This is a genomic window from Achromobacter sp. ISS7, assembly GCF_056523125.1.
This window is the reverse complement of record NZ_JAWRZD010000001.1, coordinates 5,186,078-5,205,867: the sequence shown is the minus strand read 5'-3', so window position 1 is coordinate 5,205,867 and position 19,790 is coordinate 5,186,078. Positions and strand designations below refer to the sequence as shown.

The following is a 19,790-nucleotide window of genomic DNA, read 5'->3' as shown; positions in this document are numbered from 1 at the left end:
ATGGCCGCGGACGACACGTCGTCCGCGGCCGCTCGCCAATAAAACGCTCACCGGCGCGGGGCCGGAAAAAACAGGGCGTGATCGATCGCCAGGCGCCCGGCGCCTGCGCGCAAGGATTTTGGAGCGGACATGGAATACTTTACCGTCTCGCTGTTGAACGGCGTGATTTACGGCCTGCTGCTATTCATGGTGTCGGCAGGCCTGACACTGATCTTCGGAATGATGGGCGTGCTCAACTTCGCGCACGCCTCGTTCTACATGATAGGCGCGTATGCCGCCTACACCCTGACGCCCGTCACCGGGTTCTGGACCGCGCTGGTGCTGGCCACCGTCATCGCCGGCGTGCTCGGCATGGGCGTGGAGCGTTTCTTCCTGCGCCGCGTGCACAAGTTCGGCCACGCGCAGGAACTGCTGGTGACCTTCGGCCTGGCGTTCATCGTCGCCGAGCTCATCAAGCTGTTCTACGGCGACTTCCCGGTCGACTACCGCGTGCCGCAATTCCTGAATTTCGCGGCCTTCCGCGTGTTCGACGCCGACTATCCCTTCTACCGCCTGCTGATGGGCGGCGTATCGCTGGCGATGTTCGCGGTGATCTACCTGCTGCTGTCGCGCACCCGCGTCGGCATCGTGGTGCGCTCGGCCATCTACCGGCCGCGCATGGCCGAGGCCCTGGGCCACAACGTGCCGCTGGTGTTCATGAGCGTGTTCGGCGTGGGCGCGGCGATGGCCGGCCTGGCCGGCGCGGTCGCGGGCGCGTTCTACACCACCAATCCGAACATGGCACTGGAACTGGGCGTGCTGGTGTTCGTGGTGGTCGTGGTGGGCGGCCTGGGTTCGCTCGAAGGCGCCATGATCGCCTCGCTGCTGATCGGCCTGATCAGCTCGTTCTCGGTAGGCATCGACGCCAGCCTGGCGACCCTGTTCGGCCTGTTCGGCGCCGGCGAGTGGGCTGAAAGCGTGGGCGGCCTGATGACCGTGAAGATCTCCAGCCTGGCCGCGACGCTGCCCTTCCTGCTGATGCTGGTGGTGCTGCTGGTCAAGCCCTCGGGCCTGAAGGGAGAGCAAGCATGAGCCCGACTCCCGTTTCCTTGCGCCGCGCGCCGGCGGCCCTGCTGCTGCTCGCCTGCGTGGCGGCGCTGTGCGCGCTGCCGTGGCTGCTGCCGCCGGGCCAGCTGGTCGCGGCGGTGCAGATGCTGATCGCCGCGCTGTTCGCCTGCGCCTTCAACCTGCTGGCCGGCCAGGGCGGCATGCTGTCCTTCGGCCACGCCGCCTACTTCGGCGTCGGCACCTTCGCCACCATCCACGCCATGAACGCGCTGGGCGGCGCGGGCCTCTTGCCGACGCCGCTGATGCCGCTGGCCGGCGGCGTGGCCGGCTTGCTGTTCGGCCTGGTCGCGGGCTGGTTCGCCACCATGCGCGCCGGCGTGTACTTCTCGATGATCACGCTGGCGCTGGCAGAACTGCTGCACGCGCTGGCGCCGCACCTGAAGGGCGTGTTCGGCGGCGAGGCCGGGCTGTCGGCCATGCGAATGCCGGCCTGGGGCTTCACCTTCGGCTCGGACATCGAGGTGTACTTCCTGGTGCTGGCCTGGGTGCTGGTGTCGCTGGCCGCGCTGTATGGCCTGACCCGCACGCCGCTGGGCCGCCTGACGCTGGGCCTGCGCGAAAACGCCAGCCGCCTGCGCTACCTGGGCTACCGGCCGCACACGCTCAAGACCATGGTGTTCGCGCTGTCGGCCATGTTCGCCGGCATCGCCGGCGGCTTGCAGGCGCTGAACATCGAGGCCGGCAACTACGTGCTGTTCGAGGTCAAGCTGTCGACCGACGCGGTGCTGTTCGCCTATATCGGCGGCGTCAACGCCTTCCTGGGACCGGTGCTGGGCGCCTCGATCCTGACCTTCCTGTCGCAGACGCTGGCCGACATCACCCGGTCGTGGCTGCTGTACCAGGGCATCCTGTTCGTGCTGGTGATGCTGTTCGTGCCGGACGGCCTGGTCGGCCTGGTGCAGCGCGCCGCCAAGTCGCTGCGCCAGCGCGGCCTGGCCGACTGGCTGCCGCGCGCCGCGGTGTCCGTCATCGGCGGCCTGCTGCTGACCGCCGCCACGGTGTTCACGGTGGAACTGCTGCAACGCATGTTCGCGCGCGACTACCGCTCGCTGCTGGCGATGAACCCCGATGCCGGCTGGCCCGCCATTTCCCTGTTCGGCCATGACTGGGCGCCGCTGGCGCTGTCGACCTGGCTGCTGCCGCTGGCGCTGTTCGCGGGCGGCCTCCTGGCTTGCCGCTGGGCGCTGGCCCTGTGGCGCGGCGAGGCCGAGGCCGCGCCCGTGCTGGAGACCGCAAAATGAGCCACGAGATCCTGACCCTGACCGACGTGCGCAAGTCCTTCGGCGACGCGCAGATCATCCGCGGCGTCAACCTGAAGGTGCAAGCCGGCGAACGCCACGCCGTGATCGGCCCCAACGGCGCCGGCAAGTCCACGCTGTTCCACCTGATGTCGGGCTCGTTCGCGCCGACCTCGGGCGACATCAGCCTGCGCTCGCGCCCGATCGGCGGCCTGCCGCCCGAGCGCATCAACCGCCTCGGCCTGGCGCGTTCGTTCCAGATCACCAACGTGTTCCCGCGCCTGTCGGTGCGCGAGAACCTGCGGCTGGCGGTGCTGCGCATGCACGGCCTGGTCTACAACTTCTGGCGCCCCATCGCGCGCCACCGCGCCGTCAACGAGAACGTCGACCAGCTGCTGGAGAAAGTGCGCCTGGCCGCCAAGCAGCACACCGCGGCGGGCGACCTGAACTACTCCGAGCAGCGCTCGCTGGAAATCGGCATGACGCTGGCCTCGCGGCCCAAGGTGATCCTGCTGGACGAACCGATGGCAGGCATGTCACAGCACGAGGTCGACTACACCGTCGAACTGATCAAGGACGTGACGCGAGACTGCACCCTGCTGATCGTCGAGCACGACATGCAGGTGGTGTTCTCGCTGGCCGACCGCATCAGCGTGCTGGTGTACGGCGAGATCCTGGCCACCGGCACGCCCGCCGACATCCGCGGCGACGCCCGCGTGCGCGAAGCCTACCTGGGAGAGGAAACGGTATGAGCATGCAATCCCCCCTGCTGGCCCTGCAAGGCGTGCACGCGCACTACGGCAAGAGCCACATCCTGCACGGCATCGACCTGACGGTGGGCCGCGGCGAAGTGGTCAGCCTGCTGGGCCGCAACGGCGCCGGCCGCTCCACCACCATGAAAAGCATCATGGGCCTGGTGGACGTGACCGCCGGCCGCATCGCCATCGAAGGCCGCGACATCACCAACAAGCGCCCCTTCGAGATCGCCCGCGCCGGGCTGGGCTTCGTGCCGGAAGAGCGCGAGGTGTTCGCCAACCTGACGGTGGACGAGAACCTGCGCATGGGCGAGCAGCCCACCCGCCCCGACGCGCCGGCCTGGACCATCGAACAGATGTTCGGCTATTTCCCGCGCCTGAAGGAACGCCGCAATACCCGCGCCGGCAACCTGTCCGGCGGCGAGCAGCAGATGCTGACCATGTGCCGCTCGCTGCTGGGCAACCCCAAGGTCATGCTGATCGACGAACCCACCGAGGGCCTGGCGCCCAAGATCGTGGAAGTGATCGCCGACGTGATCCGCGACATCCACCAGCGCGGCGTGTCGGTGGTGCTGGTCGAGCAGAAGCTGACCATCGCGCTGAAGGTCTCCACCCGCGTGAGCGTGATGGGCCACGGCCGCATCGTTTTCGAAGGACCGCCCGCGCAGCTGCATGAGCGCCAGGACGTGGTCCAGGAATGGCTGGCGGTTTAGGGTCTGTTCACACTAACCGCCGTAACGCATCTCTAGAGGCAAGCACTTGGACAATACCCCTGAAGTACGCCACGCCGACCTGCGCGGCAAGAACGTGGTGATCACCGGCGGCGCCAAAGGCATCGGTTTCGCCACCGCCCAGGCGTTCGCGCGCCAGGGCGCGCGGGTGGCGCTGCTGGACATGGACCCGGCGGCGCTGGATTCGGCCGTGGCCGAGCTGCGCGAAGCCGGCGGCGAAGCGCTGGCCGCGCAGGCCTCGGTCACCGACGCCGACGCCGTCGAGCGCGCCTTCGCCCAGGTCGAGCAGGCCTGGGGCGGCATCGACGTGCTGGTCAACAACGCCGGCATCTCGGCCAACAAGCCGTCGCTGGAGGTCACGCCCGAGGAATGGCGCCGCGCGGTCGACATCAACCTGACCGGCGTGTTCCTGTGCGCCCAGGCCGCCGGCCGCCGCATGGTGCCCAAGGGCGAGGGCTGCATCATCAACCTGGCCTCGATGTATGGCGTGGTGGCCGCGCCCGACCGCGCCGCCTACTGCGCCACCAAGGGCGCGGTGGTGCTGCTGACCGAGACCCTGGCGGTGGAATGGGGCCCGGCGGGCGTGCGCGTGAACGCGCTGGCGCCCGGCTATGTCGAGACCGACCTGGTGCGCGACCTGGCCGCGCGCGGCCGCCTCGACCCCGAACGCCTCAAGCAGCGCACGCCGCTGCGGCGCCTGGCGCAACCGGCCGAAATGGCCGACCTGGCGGTGTTCCTGACGTCCAGCCAGGCCGCCTACATCACCGGACACACCCTGGTGGCCGATGGCGGCTGGAGCCGCTACAGCTACCTCTGACGCATCGACGCTTACCTACATTCTGGAGATTCATTCATGGCCACCTACCAACCGCTTGGCTCCCAGGCGCCCTGGCGGCAACTGACGGTCGAGGCCTCGGACTGGCAACAGGCCGACCCCGCGCTGCTGGCCACCATGCTGACGCAGCTGCACTGGATCCGCGCCTTCGAGGAAGCGGTGCTGGACCTGGCCGCCGAAGGCCTGGTGCACGGCCCCGCCCACTCGTCGGTGGGCCAGGAAGGCGGCGCCGTCGGCTCGGTGCTGGCGCTGGGCGCCGGCGACCAGATCAACGGCTCGCACCGCGGCCACCACCAGTTCCTGGCCAAGGCGCTGCAACACGTCGCGCCCCTGGGCCTGGACCCGCGCAACCCGCTCACGCCCGCCATCGACGAAGTGCTGCACAAGACCCTGGCCGAGATCATGGGCCTGGCGCAAGGCTACTGCCGCGGCCGTGGCGGCAGCATGCACCTGCGCTGGCTGGAAGCCGGCGCGCTCGGCACCAACGCCATCGTCGGCGGGGGCGTGCCGCTGGCCGCGGGCGCGGCCTGGGCCCACCACCACGCCGGCACCGACCGCGTGGCCGTGACCTACTTCGGCGACGGCGCCGTCAACATCGGCTCGGTGCTCGAGACGATGAACCTGACCGCCGCGTGGAAGACGCCGCTGTGCTTCTTCATCGAGAACAACCGCTACGCCGTGTCCACCACGGTCGAGGAATCGACCGCCGAGCCGCGCCTGTCGGCCCGCGGCCAGGCCTTCAACATCCCGGCCTGGCAGGTCGACGGCATGGATCCGCTGGCGGTGCACCTGGCCATGTCGGAAGCCGTGGCCCACATGCGCGCCGGCAACGGCCCCACCATCATCGAGGTGGACGTCTACCGCTTCTTCCACCAGAACGGCCCCTTCCCCGGCAGCGCCTTCGGCTACCGCAGCAAGGACGAAGAGGCGCAGTGGCGCCGCCGCGATCCGCTCGACAAGATCGCCGCCGAGATGATCGGCCGCCAGCTCATCACCCAGGCCGAAGTCGACGCCCTGCGCCAGCGCTGCAAGGACGTGATGAAAGACGTGTCGGGCCGCCTGACCGAAGCCACCGACGGCGGCAAGCGCCGCGTGCGCGCCGACCTGTGGCCGCGCCCCGATTTCCGCGACGTGGGCCTGCGCAGCGACGGCTCGGAACTGGCCGGCCTGCGCTACCAGGACGCCGCCGACCATGCCGGCGCCAGCGCAGAGCGCAAGTTCGTGGACGCGGTGGCCGACGTGCTCGACCGCCGCATGGAAACCGACCCCGGCGTGGTGGTGCTGGGCGAGGACGTGCACCGCCTGAAGGGCGGCACCAACGGCGCCACCCGCGGCCTGAAGGACAAGTACCCCGACCGCGTGCTTGGCACGCCGATTTCCGAGAACGCCTTTGCCGGCCTGGGCGGCGGCCTGGCCATGGACGGCCGCTACAAGCCGGTGGTGGAATTCATGTACCCCGACTTCATGTGGGTCGCGGCCGACCAGATCTTCAACCAGATCGGCAAGGCCCGTCACATGTTCGGCGGCGACATCGACGTGCCGTTCGTGCTGCGCACCAAGGTCGCGATGGGCACGGGCTATGGCTCGCAACACTCGATGGACCCGGCTGGCGTGTTCGCCACCGCGCCGGGCTGGCGCATCGTCGCGCCGTCCACGCCCTACGAGTACATCGGCCTCATGAACACCGCGCTGGCCTCCAAGGACCCGGTGCTGGTGATCGAGCACGTCGACCTGTACGCCTCGTCGGGCGAAGTCCCCGAAAGCGACCTGGACTATGCCATTCCGTTCGGCAAGGCGCGCGTGCGCCGCAGTGGCTCCAAGGTCACGGTGCTGACCTATCTGTCGATGGTCAGCCGCGCGCTCAAGGCCGCCGAAGAGACCGGCGTGGACGCCGAAGTCATCGACCTGCGCACGCTGGACCGCGCCAGCCTGGACTGGGACACCATCGGCGCCAGCATCCAGAAGACCAACAACGTGCTGATCGTCGAACAGGGCGCGCGCGGCACCTCGTACGGCGCCATGCTGGCCGACGAGATCCAGCGCCGCTACTTCGACTGGCTCGACCAGCCGGTCAAGCGCGTCACCGGCGGCGAAGCCTCGCCCAGCATCTCCAAGGTGCTGGAACGCGCGGCCTTCGCCGACACGGAAGAAGTCATCGCCGGCCTGAACGACGTGCTGGCCGACCTGGGAGAACGCGCATGAGCGCCGCCCTGCGCATGAGCGTGCCGATGGAAGTCGGCCTGTGCTGCGCCGACCTGCAGGCGCAGCTGGCGTTCTACACCGACGTGGTCGGCCTGACGCTGGTGAACCGCGTCAGCGTGCCGGCCGACAAGGCCCGCGCCACCGGCCTGACGCAACATGGCTACGAAGTGGCGCGCCTGCAAACCTCTTACGGCGAGCGCATCAAGCTGCTGCAACCGGCCGTGGCGCCGGAGCCCGCGGTGCGCGGCGCCGCCATCCTGGACCGCCAGGGCAGCACCTACCTGACCTTCATCGTGCATGACTTGGCTGGCACCGTCGAACGCCTGCGGGCGCGCGGCGTGGCCTTCGACAGCGAACCCGCGCCGATGCAAGTGCGGCCCGGCACCTGGCTGGCCTTCTTCCGCGACCCCGAAGGCAATGTGCTGGAACTGGTCGAATACGACGACCCGGCGGCCTATCGGCCCGACCTGGCCGTGCGCGCAGAATAGGACGAACAACACGTGGCACACCTTATCAAGCTCCCCTCCGTCGCGGCCGATGCCGACGTCGGCACGCTGCACCAGTGGCTCAAGCAGGAAGGCGACACGGTCGCCGTGGGCGACGCGCTGGCGGAAATCGAAACCGAGAAAGCGATCGTCGAGATCAACGCCGAACACGCGGGCGTGCTCGGCCGCATCGTGGTGCAGGCCGGCCCGGCGTCGGTGCCGATCAACACCGTGATCGGCGTGCTGCTGGCGCCGGGCGAAGACGCCGCGGCGATCGACCAGGCGCTGGCGGAAAACGGCGCGCAGGCGGCCAAGCCGGCGGCACTCGCCGCCACCGCACCCGCCGCCACGGCGTCGGCGACGACGGCCAACGCGGCATCGACCGCCGCGCCAGCCGCTGCCGCACCGGCCGCATCCGCCGCGCACGACACCGCCACCGACGCGCCCGCGCCCGGCACCCGCCGCTTCGCCAGCCCGCTGGCGCGCCGCCTGGCCGCGCAATGGCACGTCAACCTGCTCGAGGTGCAGGGCACCGGCCCGCGCGGCCGCATCGTGCGCCGCGACGTCGAGGCCGCGCGCGACCGCGCGCCCGTTGCCGCGGCGCCGTCGGGCAACCGCGCCGCCGCCCGCCGCGTGCCGCATTCCGGCATGCGCCGCGCCATCGCCCGCCGCCTGACCGAAAGCAAGCAGCAGGTGCCGCACTTCTACCTGACGGTGGACTGCCGCATGGACGCGCTGCTGGCCCTGCGCGCGCAGGCCAACCAGGGTGGCGCGGTCAAGCTGTCGGTCAATGACTTCATCGTGCGCGCCGCCGCGCTGGCGCTGCGCGAGGTGCCCGAAGTCAACGCCAGCTGGCAGGACGACGCCATCGAGTTCCACGCCGGCGCCGACATCAGCGTGGCGGTGGCCACCGACGGCGGCCTGGTCACGCCGATCGTGCGCGACGCCGACGTCAAGCCGCTGTCCGCCATCGCCGGCGAGATCGTCGAGCTGGCCGGACGCGCCAAGGTCAATCGCCTCAAGCCCGAGGAATTCACCGGCGGCTCGCTGACGGTCAGCAACCTGGGCATGTACGGCATCAAGCAGTTCGCCGCCATCATCAACCCGCCGCAGGCGGCAATCCTGGCGGTGGGCGCGGCCGAACGCCGGCCGGTGGTGGACGACAACGGCGACCTGAAGGCCGCCACCGTCATGACCGTGACGCTGTCGGCCGACCACCGCGTGGTGGACGGCGCCGTCGGCGCGCGCTGGCTGGCCGCTTTCCGCACGCTGATCGAAAACCCCGTGCGCATCCTGCTGTGAGCCCTGCCATGACCAAGACTTCGTTTGACCTGGTGGTGGTCGGCGGCGGCCCCGGCGGCTACGTGGCCGCCATCCGCGCGGCGCAGCTGGGCCTGTCCACCGCGCTGGTGGAACGCGCCGAGCTGGGCGGCATCTGCCTGAACTGGGGCTGCATTCCAACCAAGGCATTGCTGCACAGCGCCACCGTGCTGCGCGCCTGCCGCGAGGCCGACCACTACGGCGTGACCGGCGCGGGCGCGGCCCAGCCCGACCTGGCCGCGATGGTGGCGCGCTCGCGCAAGGTCGCCGGCCGCCTGGGCCAGGGCGTGGCGCACCTGATGAAGAAGAACGGCGTGACGGTGTTCGCCGCCAGCGCCAAGCTGGCCGGCGGCGGCCGTATCGCGCTCGACAACGGCGCCACGCTGTCGGCCCGCCACATCATCCTGGCCACCGGCGCGCGCGCCCGTGACCTGCCGGCGCTGCCGGTGGGCGAGCGCATCTGGGCCTACCGCCAGGCGCTGACGCCGCCGGCGATTCCCAAGTCGCTGCTGGTGGTGGGCGCGGGCGCGATCGGCGCCGAGTTCGCCAGCTTCTACCGCGCGGTCGGGGCGGAGGTGACGCTGATCGACATGACCGCCGACATCCTGCCGCAGGAAGACGCCGAGATCTCCGCGCTGGCGCGCAAGGCCTTCGAGAAGCAAGGCATCCGCGTGCTGACGCAGTGCGCGGTCAAGTCGTCCAGCCTGACGGCCACGGGCGTGAAGGCCGTGCTGGAGCAACAGGGCAAGCAGTCCGAATTGGAAGTCGAGCGCGTCATCGTGGCCGCCGGCATCGTCGGCAACGTCGAGGACCTGGGCCTGGAACAGACCCGCGTCAAAGTGGAGAAAACCCACATCGTCACCGACGGCCTGTGCCGCACCGCCGAGCCGGGCGTCTACGCCATCGGCGACGTGGCCGGCGCGCCATGGCTGGCGCACAAGGCCAGCCACGAGGCGGTGCTGTGCGTCGAGGCCATCGCCGGCCTGCCGGCGCATGCGCTCGACCCGCTGCGCATTCCCGCCTGCACCTATTCGCACCCGCAGGTCGCCAGCATCGGCATGAGCGAAGCCCGCGCGCGCGAACACGCCAAGGCGACGGGCGGCGAGATCCGCGTCGGCAAGTTCACCTTCGCCGGCAACGGCAAGGCCATCGCCATGGGCGAGGACCAGGGGCTGGTGAAGACGGTGTTCGACGCCAGGACCGGCGAGCTGCTGGGCGCGCACATCATCCACCCAGAGGCATCCGAACTGATCGCCGGCTACGGCGTAGCGGCGGCGCTGGAAGCCACCGAGGAAGACCTGATGCACACCGTGTTCGCGCATCCGACCCTGTCGGAAACGCTGCACGAATCGGTGCTGGCGGCCTTCGGCCGGGCGCTGCACGGCTAAGGCCGTAGTGACGCGCAAGGCGTCTGGCGCGGACCCTCATCGGCCGCGCCAGACGCCCGTTTTCACAACCGGCTGGCGAAGAAATCCAGGAAGCAGGCGATGCGCCGCGACAACTGCGTGTTGCGGTAGTACACCGCGTGCATCGGCTGCAGGTAGTCGGTGTGCAGGTCTTCCATGATCCGCACCAGGCGCCCTTCGATCAGATCGTCGCGCGACACGAAGTCCGACAGGCAGGCGATGCCCACGCCGCGCAGCGCCAGGTGCCGCTGGGTCTCGCCGCTGGAGGTGGCCAGCGTGGGCGTGGCCAGATAGGTGGAGCCGCCCGCGTGGCGCAGCGGCCAGACGTTCAGGCTCTCGGGCTGGGTGAAGCCCAGCAGTTCATGGCCGGCCAGGTCCTCGACGGTGCGGGGCACGCCGCGCCGCGCCAGGTAGTCCGGGCTGGCCATCAGCCAGCGCGGCCGCGGCCGCATGGGCCGCGCATGCAGCGTGGAATCGTTCAGCGGCCCCATGCGCAGGGCCACGTCGGTGCGATGCTCGATCAGGTCGACGATGCGGTCGTTGCTGGTCAGCTCCAGCGAGATCGCCGGGTACTCGCGGCGAAAGTCCGCCACGTGCGGCACCACGCAATGCAGCATCACGGGCACCGAAGCGTCGACGCGCAGGCGGCCGGCCGGCTGCTGGTTGACGATGCGCATGCATTCCTCGGCCTCTTCCAGCGACTGCACGATCTGGCGCGCCTTCTGCAGGAAGTGCGCGCCCTCGGCCGTGAGTTCCATGCGCCGCGTGGTGCGGGTCAGCAGCGTCACGCCCAGGTCTTCCTCCAGGCGCGACAGGCCGCGGCTGACGCCGGACGCGGTCTGCCCCAGCATTTCGGCGGCGGCGCTCATCGAGCCGGCGTCGACCACGCCCAGGAACAGCCGCAGGGCCTCGGAATTGAGCGCCATTCATGACTCCTGATCACAAGTATCGGGATTTTATAGCGTGCGGCGGCCGTAATCGTGGACCGACCGGAGAGCCGGCAGGGTTATCCGGCAATGCGGCCGCAAAAGAAAAGCGGCGCACGCGGCGCCGCTTTTTTCATGGCATCGACCGACTGGCGATCAACGCTTCTGCTTGAGCTGCGATAGGTCGCGCACCGCGCCGCGGTCGGCCGAGGTGGCCAGCGCCGCGTAGGCCTGCAGGGCCTGCGACACCACGCGCTCGCGGCCCACCGGCAGCCAGCCGCCATCCTCGCGCGCGTTCATCGCGGCGCGGCGGCGGGCCAGTTCCTCGTCGGACACGGCCAGGTGCATCTTGCGGTTGGGGATGTCGATCTCGATGGTGTCGCCCTCTTCCACCAGGCCGATGGTGCCGCCCTCGGCCGCCTCGGGCGACGCGTGGCCGATCACCAGGCCCGACGAGCCGCCCGAGAAACGGCCATCGGTGAACAGCGCGCAGGTCTTGCCCAGGCCCTTGGACTTCAGGTACGACGTGGGATACAGCATTTCCTGCATGCCGGGGCCGCCCTTGGGGCCTTCGTAGCGGATCACCACCACGTCGCCCGCCACGACCTTGTCGCCCAGGATGCCCTCGACGGCGTCGTCCTGGCTTTCGAACACGCGCGCGCGGCCGGTGAAGACCCACTGCGATTCATCCACGCCCGCGGTCTTGACGATGCAGCCCTTCTCGGCCAGGTTGCCGTACAGCACGGCCAGGCCGCCGTCCTTGGAATAGGCGCTTTCCTTGCTGCGGATGCAGCCGGTCTGGCGGTCGGTGTCCAACGTCAGGAAGGTGGCGTCCTGGCTGAAGGCCACGGTGGTGGGGATGCCGCCAGGGGCCGCGCGGTAGAACTTCTGCGCCGCTTCGCCGGCGCCGCCGGCCACGTCCCACTGCGCGATGGCGTTGCCCAGCGTGCCGCTGTGCACGTTGCCGCAGGACAGGTCGAGCAGGTCGGCGCGCGCCAGTTCACCCAGGATGCCGAGGATGCCGCCGGCGCGGTGCACGTCTTCGATGTGGTACTTGTCGGTGGCGGGCGCGGCCTTGCACAGGCACGGCACCTTGCGCGAGATGCGGTCGATGTCGGCCATGGTGAAGTCGACGCCGGCTTCCTGCGCCGCGGCCAGCAGGTGCAGCACGGTGTTGGTCGAGCCGCCCATGGCCACGTCCAGCGCCATGGCGTTCTGGAAGGCGCTCTTGGTGGCGATGTTGCGCGGCAGGACCGACTCGTCTTCCTCGACGTAGTAGCGGCGGCACAGGTCCACCACCAGGCGGCCGGCCTGCTCGAACAACCCCTTGCGCCAGGCGTGCGTGGCGACGATGGTGCCGTTGCCCGGCAGCGCCAGGCCGATGGCCTCGGTCAGGCAGTTCATCGAGTTGGCGGTGAACATGCCGGAACAGGAGCCGCAGGTCGGACACGCGCTGCGTTCGACTTCGGCCACTTCGGCGTCCGACACCTTCGGGTCGGCGGCCTTGATCATGGCGTCGATCAGGTCGATCTTGGCGATCACCTTGCCGTCGGTCGGCGACTTGACCTTGCCGGCTTCCATCGGGCCGCCGGACACGAACACCACGGGGATGTTCAGGCGCATCGCGGCCATCAGCATCCCCGGGGTGATCTTGTCACAGTTCGAGATGCAGACCATGGCGTCGGCACAGTGCGCGTTGACCATGTATTCGACCGAGTCGGCGATCAGTTCGCGCGAGGGCAGCGAATACAGCATGCCGCCGTGGCCCATGGCGATGCCGTCATCGACGGCGATCGTGTTGAATTCCTTGGCGACGCCGCCGGCGGCCTCGATTTCCTTGGCGACCAGCGCGCCCAGGTCGCGCAGGTGCACGTGGCCCGGCACGAACTGCGTGAACGAGTTGACCACCGCGATGATCGGCTTGCCGAAGTCTCCGTCCTTCATGCCGGTGGCGCGCCACAGGGCGCGGGCGCCGGCCATGTTGCGGCCGTGGGTCGAGGTGCGGGAACGGTAGTGCGGCATGATCTTGTCTCAGGCTATTAGCGTGGGCGGCAAAACGGTAAATAATACGCTGGTTCCGGCCGGCAGCGGCCGCAGGCCGCCCCGAGGCCGCCTGGCGGCCATCAGGCGGACGCCGCGCCGCGCGCCGCGAAGGCGCTGGGCGGCTCGCCCAGGGCCTTGCGGAACATGGCCGCGAAGGCGCTGGGGCTCTCGTAGCCCAGATCCAGGGCCACATCCAGCACCCGCTCGCCGCGCGCCAGCCGCTCCATCGCCGCCAGCAGCCGCGCCTGCTGGCGCCAGCGGCCAAAGGTCATGCCGGTGTGGCGCAGGAACAGGCGATGCACCGTCTTGGGATCCACCCCCAATTCCCGCGCCCAGTCGGCCGCGCCCGCCTGGCGCTCGGGGTGGCGCACGATGGCGCGGCAGATGCGCGCCAGGCGCGGCTCGGACGGCTGCGGCAGGTGCAGCGGCAGCACCGGCTCCTGTTTCAGTTCGTCCAGCAGCAGCATCATCAGCCGGCCGTCGCGGGTGCCGGGCTGCCAGTCCAGCGGCACCTCGGCCGCCGCCACCATCAGCTCGCGCAGCAGCGGCGAGATCGACAGCACGCAGCATTCGGTGGGCAAATGCGAGGCCGCGCCCGGCTCGACGAACACGGTGCGCATGCGCGGCTCGCCGCTCATGCGGATGGCGTGCGAGACCCAGGCCGGCACCCAGACGCCGCGCGTGGGCGGCACCACCCAGATGCCCGCGTCGGTGTCCACCACCATCACGCCCGAAATCGCGTACACCAGCTGCGAACGGCGGTGGCGATGGCGCCGCACGCGGTGCCCGTCCTCGTAATCCACCGCCAGCGCGGCCACCGGCCGCTGCGAGGACTCGTACGGAAACAGGTCCAGATCGGCGGGCTTGCGCGATCCGGAAGGGCGTGGCGGGGGTTTGGATTTGTCCATTTCTCGACGATTGATGTCTGGCTGGCGGTAGACGGTCTTTTCCAGTGTACCTATGCTGCCCGCATTGCCGTTGATTTCCTTGTTGTCCGCGTTCCGATCATGTGTCTTTTCCCCCGCTCCTCCCCCTGCGCCGCTTTCCGCGGCCGGCGCGCGCGCGTGGTCGGGAAATCGGACGCCTTCACGGTTCCGCGCGCCATTCCGGACACCGCGCCGCTTCGCGCCAACCCGCGCGCCATCCCGAACGGCCGCGCCCTCTGCGCCGCCGCGCCCGCCGTCCTGCCGACGCTACGACTAGCGCGCGGTTGCCGGGCCTTGCGCCCCGTGGCCGCCCGGCAGCCCCGGGCCCTCTGACGGGTCCGTCCGCCACCTCCCTTGCCCGACCGCCGCCGCAGACCGGCGGCCCCAGATGCCGCGCGCCGCGCGGCCGGAGGTTTTTCCATGCTCGACCATCCCCAACACAAGTACCGCCCCGTCCAGCCCTTTGCACGCGACTACGCCGAACGCCAGTGGCCGGCCCGCCGCCCGAGCGCGCCGCCCATCTGGATGAGCACCGACATGCGCGACGGCAACCAGGCGCTGATCGACCCGATGGACGCGGCCCGCAAGCTGCGCTTCTTCGAACAGCTGGTGGCGGTGGGATTGAAAGAGATCGAAGTCGCGTTCCCGTCGGCGTCCGACACCGACTTCAATTTCGTGCGCAAGCTGATCGAGGAACGCCGCATTCCCGCCGACGTCACCATCGAAGTGCTGACGCAGTCGCGGCCGGACCTGATCGCGCGCACCTTCGAATCGCTGCGCGGCGCGCCGCGCGCCATCGTGCATCTGTACAACCCGATCGCGCCGCAATGGCGCCGCATCGTGTTCGGCATGAGCCGCGCCGAGATCAAGGAGATCGCGCTGGCCGGCACGCGCCAGATCCGCGCCCTGGCCGACGCGCACCCGGAAACGGCGTGGATCTACCAGTACTCGCCCGAGACCTTCAGTCTGGCCGAACTGGATTTCGCGCTGGAGATGTGCGACGCGGTCAGCGCCATCTGGCGCCCGACGCCGGCGCGCAAGATGATCATCAACCTGCCGTCGACGGTGGAATGCACCAGCGCCAACGTCTACGCCGACCAGATCGAATGGATGCACCGCCGCCTGGCGCGGCGCGACAGCATCGTGCTGAGCGTGCATCCGCACAACGACCGCGGCACCGCCGTGGCCTCGGCCGAACTGGCGGTGCTGGCCGGCGCCGACCGGGTCGAAGGCTGCCTGTTCGGCAATGGCGAACGCACCGGCAACGTCGACCTGGTGACGCTGGCGCTGAACCTGGACCGGCAGGGCATCCCGAGCGGCCTGGACTTTACCGACATGGCCGCCGTGCGCGACTGCGTCGAGGCCTGCAACCAGCTGCCGGTGGACGTGTTCCACCCCTATGCGTTCACGCCCGCAGCGCCAGCAACGCCTCCTGCAGGTGCCGCAATCCACGGCTGAGCGGCTTGTCCCGGCGCACCACGATGGCCAGCGTGCGCGCCAGGCGCGGCGCCAGCGAGCGCACGGCCAGGCTGTCGCGGTGGCCGGCGCCGCTCACCGCCAGCTTGGGCAGCACCGCGCAGGCCAGGCCGGCGGCCACGATTTCCTTCATGGCCTCGGTGCTGCCCAGTTCCATGACGGGCTTGGCCGCCATGCCGGCTTCCTCGAACCAGTCGTCCACCAGCCGGCGGGTGCGCGCGCCCGGCTCGAACAGCACCAGCGGCAACGCCGCCAACGCCTGCGGCGTGACGGTGGCGGGAATCGCGAGGGGGCCGCGCGCCGGAAAGATGGCGACGAACTCGTCTTCCAGCACGGGCGTGGCCTCGAACATGCGGCCCGGCGCCGGCAGCGTCACCAGGCCGATGTCCAGCGTGTTGTTCTCCAGCCCGCGCAGCATGTCGGCGGTGTTGCCGGTGCTGGCCACCACGTCCAGCGCCGGGAAGCGGCGCCGCAGGCCGGCCAGCAGCGGCGGCAGCAGATAGGTGCAGGCGGTGGCGCCAGTGCCCAGGCGCACCCGTCCGGTCACCTGCGAGGCGTGCGCCGTCATGGCCTGCTCGGCCTGCGCCAGCGCCGTGTCGATCGCGCGGATGTGGGTCAGCAGCTCCAGGCCGGCGGCGGTCGGCCCCGCGCGCCGGCCGACGCGTTCGACCAGCTTCAGGCCGAAGCGGCGCTCCAGCTGGCGCACCTGCAGGCTGACCGCCGGCTGGGTGATGCCGCCCCGTTCGGCGGCGGCCGAGAAACTGCCCAGTTCGATCACCTGCGCAAAGGTGCGCAGGGCGTCCAGATTGAGTCCGCGCATGGCTCGCTTCCCCCGCTTATTCAAGCGCTTGTTCAAAGTTTTACTTATGAAAATCATAATAGACCAAAGCTTTATTTATGTATCGCCTTGCGCCACACTGGCGGCTGGTTTTTCACCCCTCGATCTCCTTCCTCGCTGACCCCCGCCATGCCGCAATCCGCCGCCTCAATCCTGATCCGCGACAGCGTCGACGCCGACCTGCCCGCCATCAAGTCCATCTACGCGCACCACGTGCAGCACGGCACCGCCTCGTTCGAGCTGGACCCGCCGTCGATCCAGGAAATGCGCCAGCGCCGCGCCGGCGTGCTGGAAAAGGACATGCCCTACCTGGTGGCCGAGATCGACGGCGAAGTGGTGGGCTACGCCTACGTCACGCCCTACCGCCCGCGCCCGGCCTACCGCCACACGGTCGAGGACTCGGTCTACGTCAAGGATGGCCGCGCCGGCCAGGGCATCGGCGGCAGGCTGCTGGGCGCCCTGGTCGAGCGCTGCGCCGCGGCCGGCTGGCGGCAGATGCTGGCGGTGGTGGGCGACAGCCGCAACGCCGCCTCGCTGGCGGTGCACGCGCGCCAGGGCTTCCATCCGGTCGGCACGCTGCGCTCGGTGGGCCACAAGCACGGCGAATGGCGCGACACCGTGCTGATGCAGCGCGCGCTGGGCGAAGGCGACAGCACGCCGCCGCGGCGCCCATGATCGCCACCCGCGCGGTGGTCTGCCTGGGGCTGACGCAACTGGTCGGCTGGGGCGTGACGTTCTACCTGGTTGGCGCGCTGGGGCCGGACATGGCGGCCGACCTGGGCTGGAACGCGGCCACGATCTACGGCGGCTTCTCCTGCGCCATCGTGGTCATGGCCCTGGTGTCGCCGCTGGCCGGCCGGGCGGTCGACCGCTGGGGCGGCCACCGCGTGATGCCGGCGGGCGCCCTGGTGGCCGCGGCCGGCTGCGCCGTGCTGGCGGCCGCGCAGGGCGTGGCGGCGTACTTCGCCGCCTGGACGGTCCTGGGCGTCGGCATGCGGCTGTGCCTGTACGACGCGGCCTTCGCCTCGCTGGCGCGCGCCGCCGGCCCGACCGCGCGGCGGCCGATGTCGCAGATCACGCTGTTCGGCGGCCTCGCCTCGACGGTCATGTGGCCCGTGGGCCATGCGCTGTCGGGCTGGCTCGGCTGGCGCGGCGCGGTGCTGGCCTATGGCGCGCTGGCGCTGGCGACCCTGCCGCTGTATCTGGCGCTGCCGCGCACGCGCTACGCCGCGCCGCCCCAGGCGGCGCAGCAGGACGACGGCGCCGGCCTGGCGCGCACGGATTCCGAACGGCGCCTGGCCGGCGCGCTGTATGCGGTCATCGCCATGCTCACCAACTTCCTGGCGGCCGGCAACGCCGCCCATCTGATCCCGCTGCTGTCCGGACTCGGGCTGGCGAAGGCGCTGGCGGTCAATGTCGCCGCGTTGTGGGGCATCGGCCAGTTCGCCTCGCGGCTGGCCGACGTCGCCCTGGGTTCGCGCCTGCATCCCCTGACCCTGACCGCTGCCGTGGCCGCCCTGCTGCCGCTGAGTTTCACGCTGGCGCTGTTCTCCAGCGGCCACCCCGCCGCGCTGGCCGCCTACGCGCTGTTGTACGGCGCCTGCAACGGCCTGCTGACCATCACCCGCGGCACCCTGCCGCTGGCGCTGTTCGACTTCCGCCGCTACGGCGCGGTGGTCGGCGGCCTGCTGATGCCCAGCTTCCTGCTGACCGCGGCCGCGCCGGTGGCCTATGCCTATGTGGTGGAAGGATACGGCGCGCCTGCCGCCATGGGCCTGTCGGCGGGCCTGGCAGCCGCCATCCTGGCCGCGGCGCTGGCGCTGCGGTGGCGCTTCATTGCCCGGACGCGGGGCTGAGCGGCGTGCCGCCATCACGCAACGTCACGGCCGGCGCCCCGCGCTCGCGGCCCCGCGCCATGCCGGCGCGGCGCCAGCGCTGCTCGGCCAACGCGGCGGCCAGTTCATCGCCCGTGCCGGGCCGGAAGAACAGAAAGCCCTGCAGCAGGTCGCAACCGGCCTCGCGCGCGGCGCGGCAATGCGCCTCGGTCTCGATGCCCTCGGCCACGGTGGCGATATCCAGGTCCCGCGCCAACTGGCAGATCGACGTCAGCACCTTCTGCGCGTCCGCCTGTCGCGCGGCGCTCCAGACAATCGACTTGTCCAGCTTCAACCCCGCCAGTGGCAGCGTCGACAACCATTCGAGGTTGTTGTAGCCCTTGCCGAAATCGTCCAGCCAGACCTGGATGCCGCGGCTGGTGAACGCCTCCAGCATGGAACGGATGTCGGCGGATCCGGCATGCAAGGCCGCTTCTTCGGTGAGCTCGATGCGGATGTCGCCGGGCGCCAGGCCACACGTGGCGATATCGCGCAGGATCGCGCCGACGACATCGCGGCGGGCGAAGCTCTGCGGCGAGATATTGATGTTTACCGCCAGGCTTGAACCGTGCGCCGCCTGCCGCCAGCGCGCCTGGTCATGGGCGATGGTGTGCAGGCCCCAACTGATCAGGGCCTGCGCCGCCTCTGGGGCGCCCACTTCGCGCAACAGGCCATCGATGCCCATCGTTTCGCCGGCCGCCGCGCGCCATCGCAGCAGGGCTTCGGCGCCGACAATCTCCAGATCCGTGGCGGTGACGATGGGTTGGTAATGGAATTGCAGGCGGTCGCCCTGGATCGCGGCCAGCAGCGGCGACACGGCGCCCTCTTTGCGGATCACCGTGGATTCGTGGCCTTCGCCGCCGCCGTCCTGGGCCAGCGCGGCCGAGAATGCATACCCCTTGCCGCGCAGGCTGCGGATCGGAATGGCCATGCCCGCGGCCGCGCCCTTGCGCTTGAGACGGCTGATGACCAGGTCCAGCGCGCGGCCATTGCCGGCGATGTCCAGGCTGGCAACGGCGAAATCCGCGCGGCGGATGATCCGCTCGGGATGACCGGACATGCCCTTGAGCACCGCGCGTTCCATGGGCGTGAGGTTGACGCCCGGACCGCCCGGCGACATCAGCGTCCACTCGTTGTCGCACAGGCGCCAGCTCTGCTCCGCCACGGCCGGCGCCGCCACCACGTCCGACCGACGCGGCGCGGATGCCGCGGCGGGCTGGCACAAGTTCAGCTTGCGCTGCGCCGACTGGATCGCCGCCGCCACCTCGCTGTAGCTGATGTTGGCGCCGTAGCAACTGTCGGCGCCGGCCAGCAGCGCGTTGATCCGCACCGCAGGGCTCTCGATATGACGGATGGCGATGATGGTCGATTGGGCGAAGCGCGCGCGCAATTGGCCGATCGTGATGTCCAGATCCCGCGGCAGGCACAGGTGCACCTGGATGTCCCCGGCATGGCGCGCCGGCGCCGGTTCCTGGAGCGATACGGGATTCAGGACGAAACCGATCTGCTCGAGCGAATCGGAGATGCCTTGCTTGGCGAATTCGTTATCGAAAATAAGGATAATGCGCGACCGATGCATGATGAGTGAGCCCTGGATAAAAACGCTTTCCATCGAACGGTATTGAAAT

Annotated in this window: 18 protein-coding genes; 13 read left to right on the top strand and 5 right to left on the bottom strand. The window is 70.1% G+C overall.

Annotated elements, in window-relative coordinates:
* The first annotated feature begins 129 nt into the window (after positions 1–129).
* Genes AC1HFW_RS23695 through lpdA form a run of 9 tightly spaced genes read left to right on the top strand, consistent with a single transcriptional unit; the run spans position 130 to position 10,061 of the window.
* On the top strand, positions 130–1,071 hold the full coding sequence (locus tag AC1HFW_RS23695; RefSeq protein WP_006386228.1) for a branched-chain amino acid ABC transporter permease: 942 nt from the start codon (positions 130–132) through the stop codon (positions 1,069–1,071).
* Positions 1,068–2,348 (top strand): branched-chain amino acid ABC transporter permease, encoded by a 1,281-nt coding sequence (locus AC1HFW_RS23690; protein ID WP_479285350.1) that lies wholly within the window; start codon positions 1,068–1,070, stop codon positions 2,346–2,348. Before AC1HFW_RS23695 ends, AC1HFW_RS23690 begins: the two co-directional genes overlap by 4 nt.
* Positions 2,345–3,097: an ABC transporter ATP-binding protein gene (locus tag AC1HFW_RS23685; RefSeq protein WP_006391635.1), complete on the top strand. Its 753-nt coding sequence runs from the start codon at positions 2,345–2,347 to the stop codon at positions 3,095–3,097. The genes AC1HFW_RS23690 and AC1HFW_RS23685 overlap by 4 nt, the downstream gene beginning before the upstream one ends.
* Positions 3,094–3,813: an ABC transporter ATP-binding protein gene (locus tag AC1HFW_RS23680; protein ID WP_006391636.1), complete on the top strand. Its 720-nt coding sequence runs from the start codon at positions 3,094–3,096 to the stop codon at positions 3,811–3,813. The genes AC1HFW_RS23685 and AC1HFW_RS23680 overlap by 4 nt, the downstream gene beginning before the upstream one ends.
* Before the next feature lie 46 nt (positions 3,814–3,859).
* Entirely contained in the window at positions 3,860–4,648 is a 789-nt protein-coding gene (locus AC1HFW_RS23675) for an SDR family NAD(P)-dependent oxidoreductase (RefSeq protein WP_479285349.1), read from the top strand.
* 36 nt (positions 4,649–4,684) lie between these two features.
* Complete coding sequence (locus AC1HFW_RS23670) at positions 4,685–6,868, top strand: alpha-ketoacid dehydrogenase subunit alpha/beta (protein WP_479285348.1); 2,184 nt, start codon at positions 4,685–4,687, stop codon at positions 6,866–6,868.
* Positions 6,865–7,356 (top strand): VOC family protein, encoded by a 492-nt coding sequence (locus AC1HFW_RS23665; RefSeq protein ID WP_006391640.1) that lies wholly within the window; start codon positions 6,865–6,867, stop codon positions 7,354–7,356. The genes AC1HFW_RS23670 and AC1HFW_RS23665 overlap by 4 nt, the downstream gene beginning before the upstream one ends.
* 12 nt (positions 7,357–7,368) lie before the next feature.
* Positions 7,369–8,655 (top strand): pyruvate dehydrogenase complex dihydrolipoamide acetyltransferase, encoded by a 1,287-nt coding sequence (locus AC1HFW_RS23660; RefSeq protein ID WP_479285347.1) that lies wholly within the window; start codon positions 7,369–7,371, stop codon positions 8,653–8,655.
* Positions 8,656–8,663: 8 nt separating this feature from the next.
* Entirely contained in the window at positions 8,664–10,061 is a 1,398-nt protein-coding gene (gene lpdA, locus AC1HFW_RS23655) for a dihydrolipoyl dehydrogenase (RefSeq protein ID WP_479285346.1), read from the top strand.
* Positions 10,062–10,123: 62 nt separating this feature from the next.
* Here lpdA and AC1HFW_RS23650 read toward each other — a convergent pair whose 3' ends face one another.
* Positions 10,124–11,005: a LysR family transcriptional regulator gene (locus tag AC1HFW_RS23650; protein WP_006391643.1), complete on the bottom strand. Its 882-nt coding sequence runs from the start codon at positions 11,003–11,005 to the stop codon at positions 10,124–10,126.
* A 2-nt stretch (positions 11,006–11,007) separates the two neighbouring features.
* Here AC1HFW_RS23650 and AC1HFW_RS23645 point away from each other — a divergent pair, with 2 nt between their 5' ends.
* Positions 11,008–11,178 carry a hypothetical protein gene (locus AC1HFW_RS23645; protein WP_479285345.1) on the top strand — a complete coding sequence of 57 codons (171 nt, stop codon included), beginning with the start codon at positions 11,008–11,010 and terminating at the stop codon, positions 11,176–11,178.
* Here AC1HFW_RS23645 and ilvD read toward each other — a convergent pair.
* Positions 11,162–13,027, bottom strand: a complete 1,866-nt coding sequence (ilvD, locus tag AC1HFW_RS23640) for a dihydroxy-acid dehydratase (RefSeq protein WP_061073128.1) — start codon at positions 13,025–13,027, stop codon at positions 11,162–11,164. The genes AC1HFW_RS23645 and ilvD overlap by 17 nt on opposite strands.
* A gap of 101 nt (positions 13,028–13,128) precedes the next feature.
* Positions 13,129–13,956, bottom strand: coding sequence for an AraC family transcriptional regulator (locus AC1HFW_RS23635; protein ID WP_061073127.1), 828 nt, complete (start codon positions 13,954–13,956; stop codon positions 13,129–13,131).
* Between the two features lie 438 nt (positions 13,957–14,394).
* Between AC1HFW_RS23635 and AC1HFW_RS23630 the strand changes: the two genes are divergently transcribed.
* Complete coding sequence (locus tag AC1HFW_RS23630; protein WP_479285344.1) at positions 14,395–15,432, top strand: 2-isopropylmalate synthase; 1,038 nt, start codon at positions 14,395–14,397, stop codon at positions 15,430–15,432.
* Here the strand turns inward: AC1HFW_RS23630 and AC1HFW_RS23625 are convergent.
* Positions 15,380–16,270, bottom strand: coding sequence for a LysR family transcriptional regulator (locus AC1HFW_RS23625; protein WP_006391647.1), 891 nt, complete (start codon positions 16,268–16,270; stop codon positions 15,380–15,382). The two genes, AC1HFW_RS23630 and AC1HFW_RS23625, sit on opposite strands and share 53 nt — an antisense overlap.
* 147 nt (positions 16,271–16,417) lie before the next feature.
* On the opposite strand from AC1HFW_RS23625, the gene AC1HFW_RS23620 reads away from it, so the two are divergent.
* Together AC1HFW_RS23620 and AC1HFW_RS23615 are read left to right on the top strand one after the other, a co-directional pair.
* Positions 16,418–16,963 (top strand): GNAT family N-acetyltransferase, encoded by a 546-nt coding sequence (locus tag AC1HFW_RS23620; RefSeq protein WP_006391648.1) that lies wholly within the window; start codon positions 16,418–16,420, stop codon positions 16,961–16,963.
* Positions 16,960–18,144, top strand: coding sequence for an MFS transporter (locus AC1HFW_RS23615; RefSeq protein WP_104021678.1), 1,185 nt, complete (start codon positions 16,960–16,962; stop codon positions 18,142–18,144). The genes AC1HFW_RS23620 and AC1HFW_RS23615 overlap by 4 nt, the downstream gene beginning before the upstream one ends.
* On the opposite strand, the gene AC1HFW_RS23610 is transcribed toward AC1HFW_RS23615, so the two are convergent.
* Positions 18,122–19,741 (bottom strand): EAL domain-containing protein, encoded by a 1,620-nt coding sequence (locus tag AC1HFW_RS23610; protein ID WP_479285343.1) that lies wholly within the window; start codon positions 19,739–19,741, stop codon positions 18,122–18,124. The two genes, AC1HFW_RS23615 and AC1HFW_RS23610, sit on opposite strands and share 23 nt — an antisense overlap.
* Positions 19,742–19,790 lie beyond the last annotated feature (49 nt).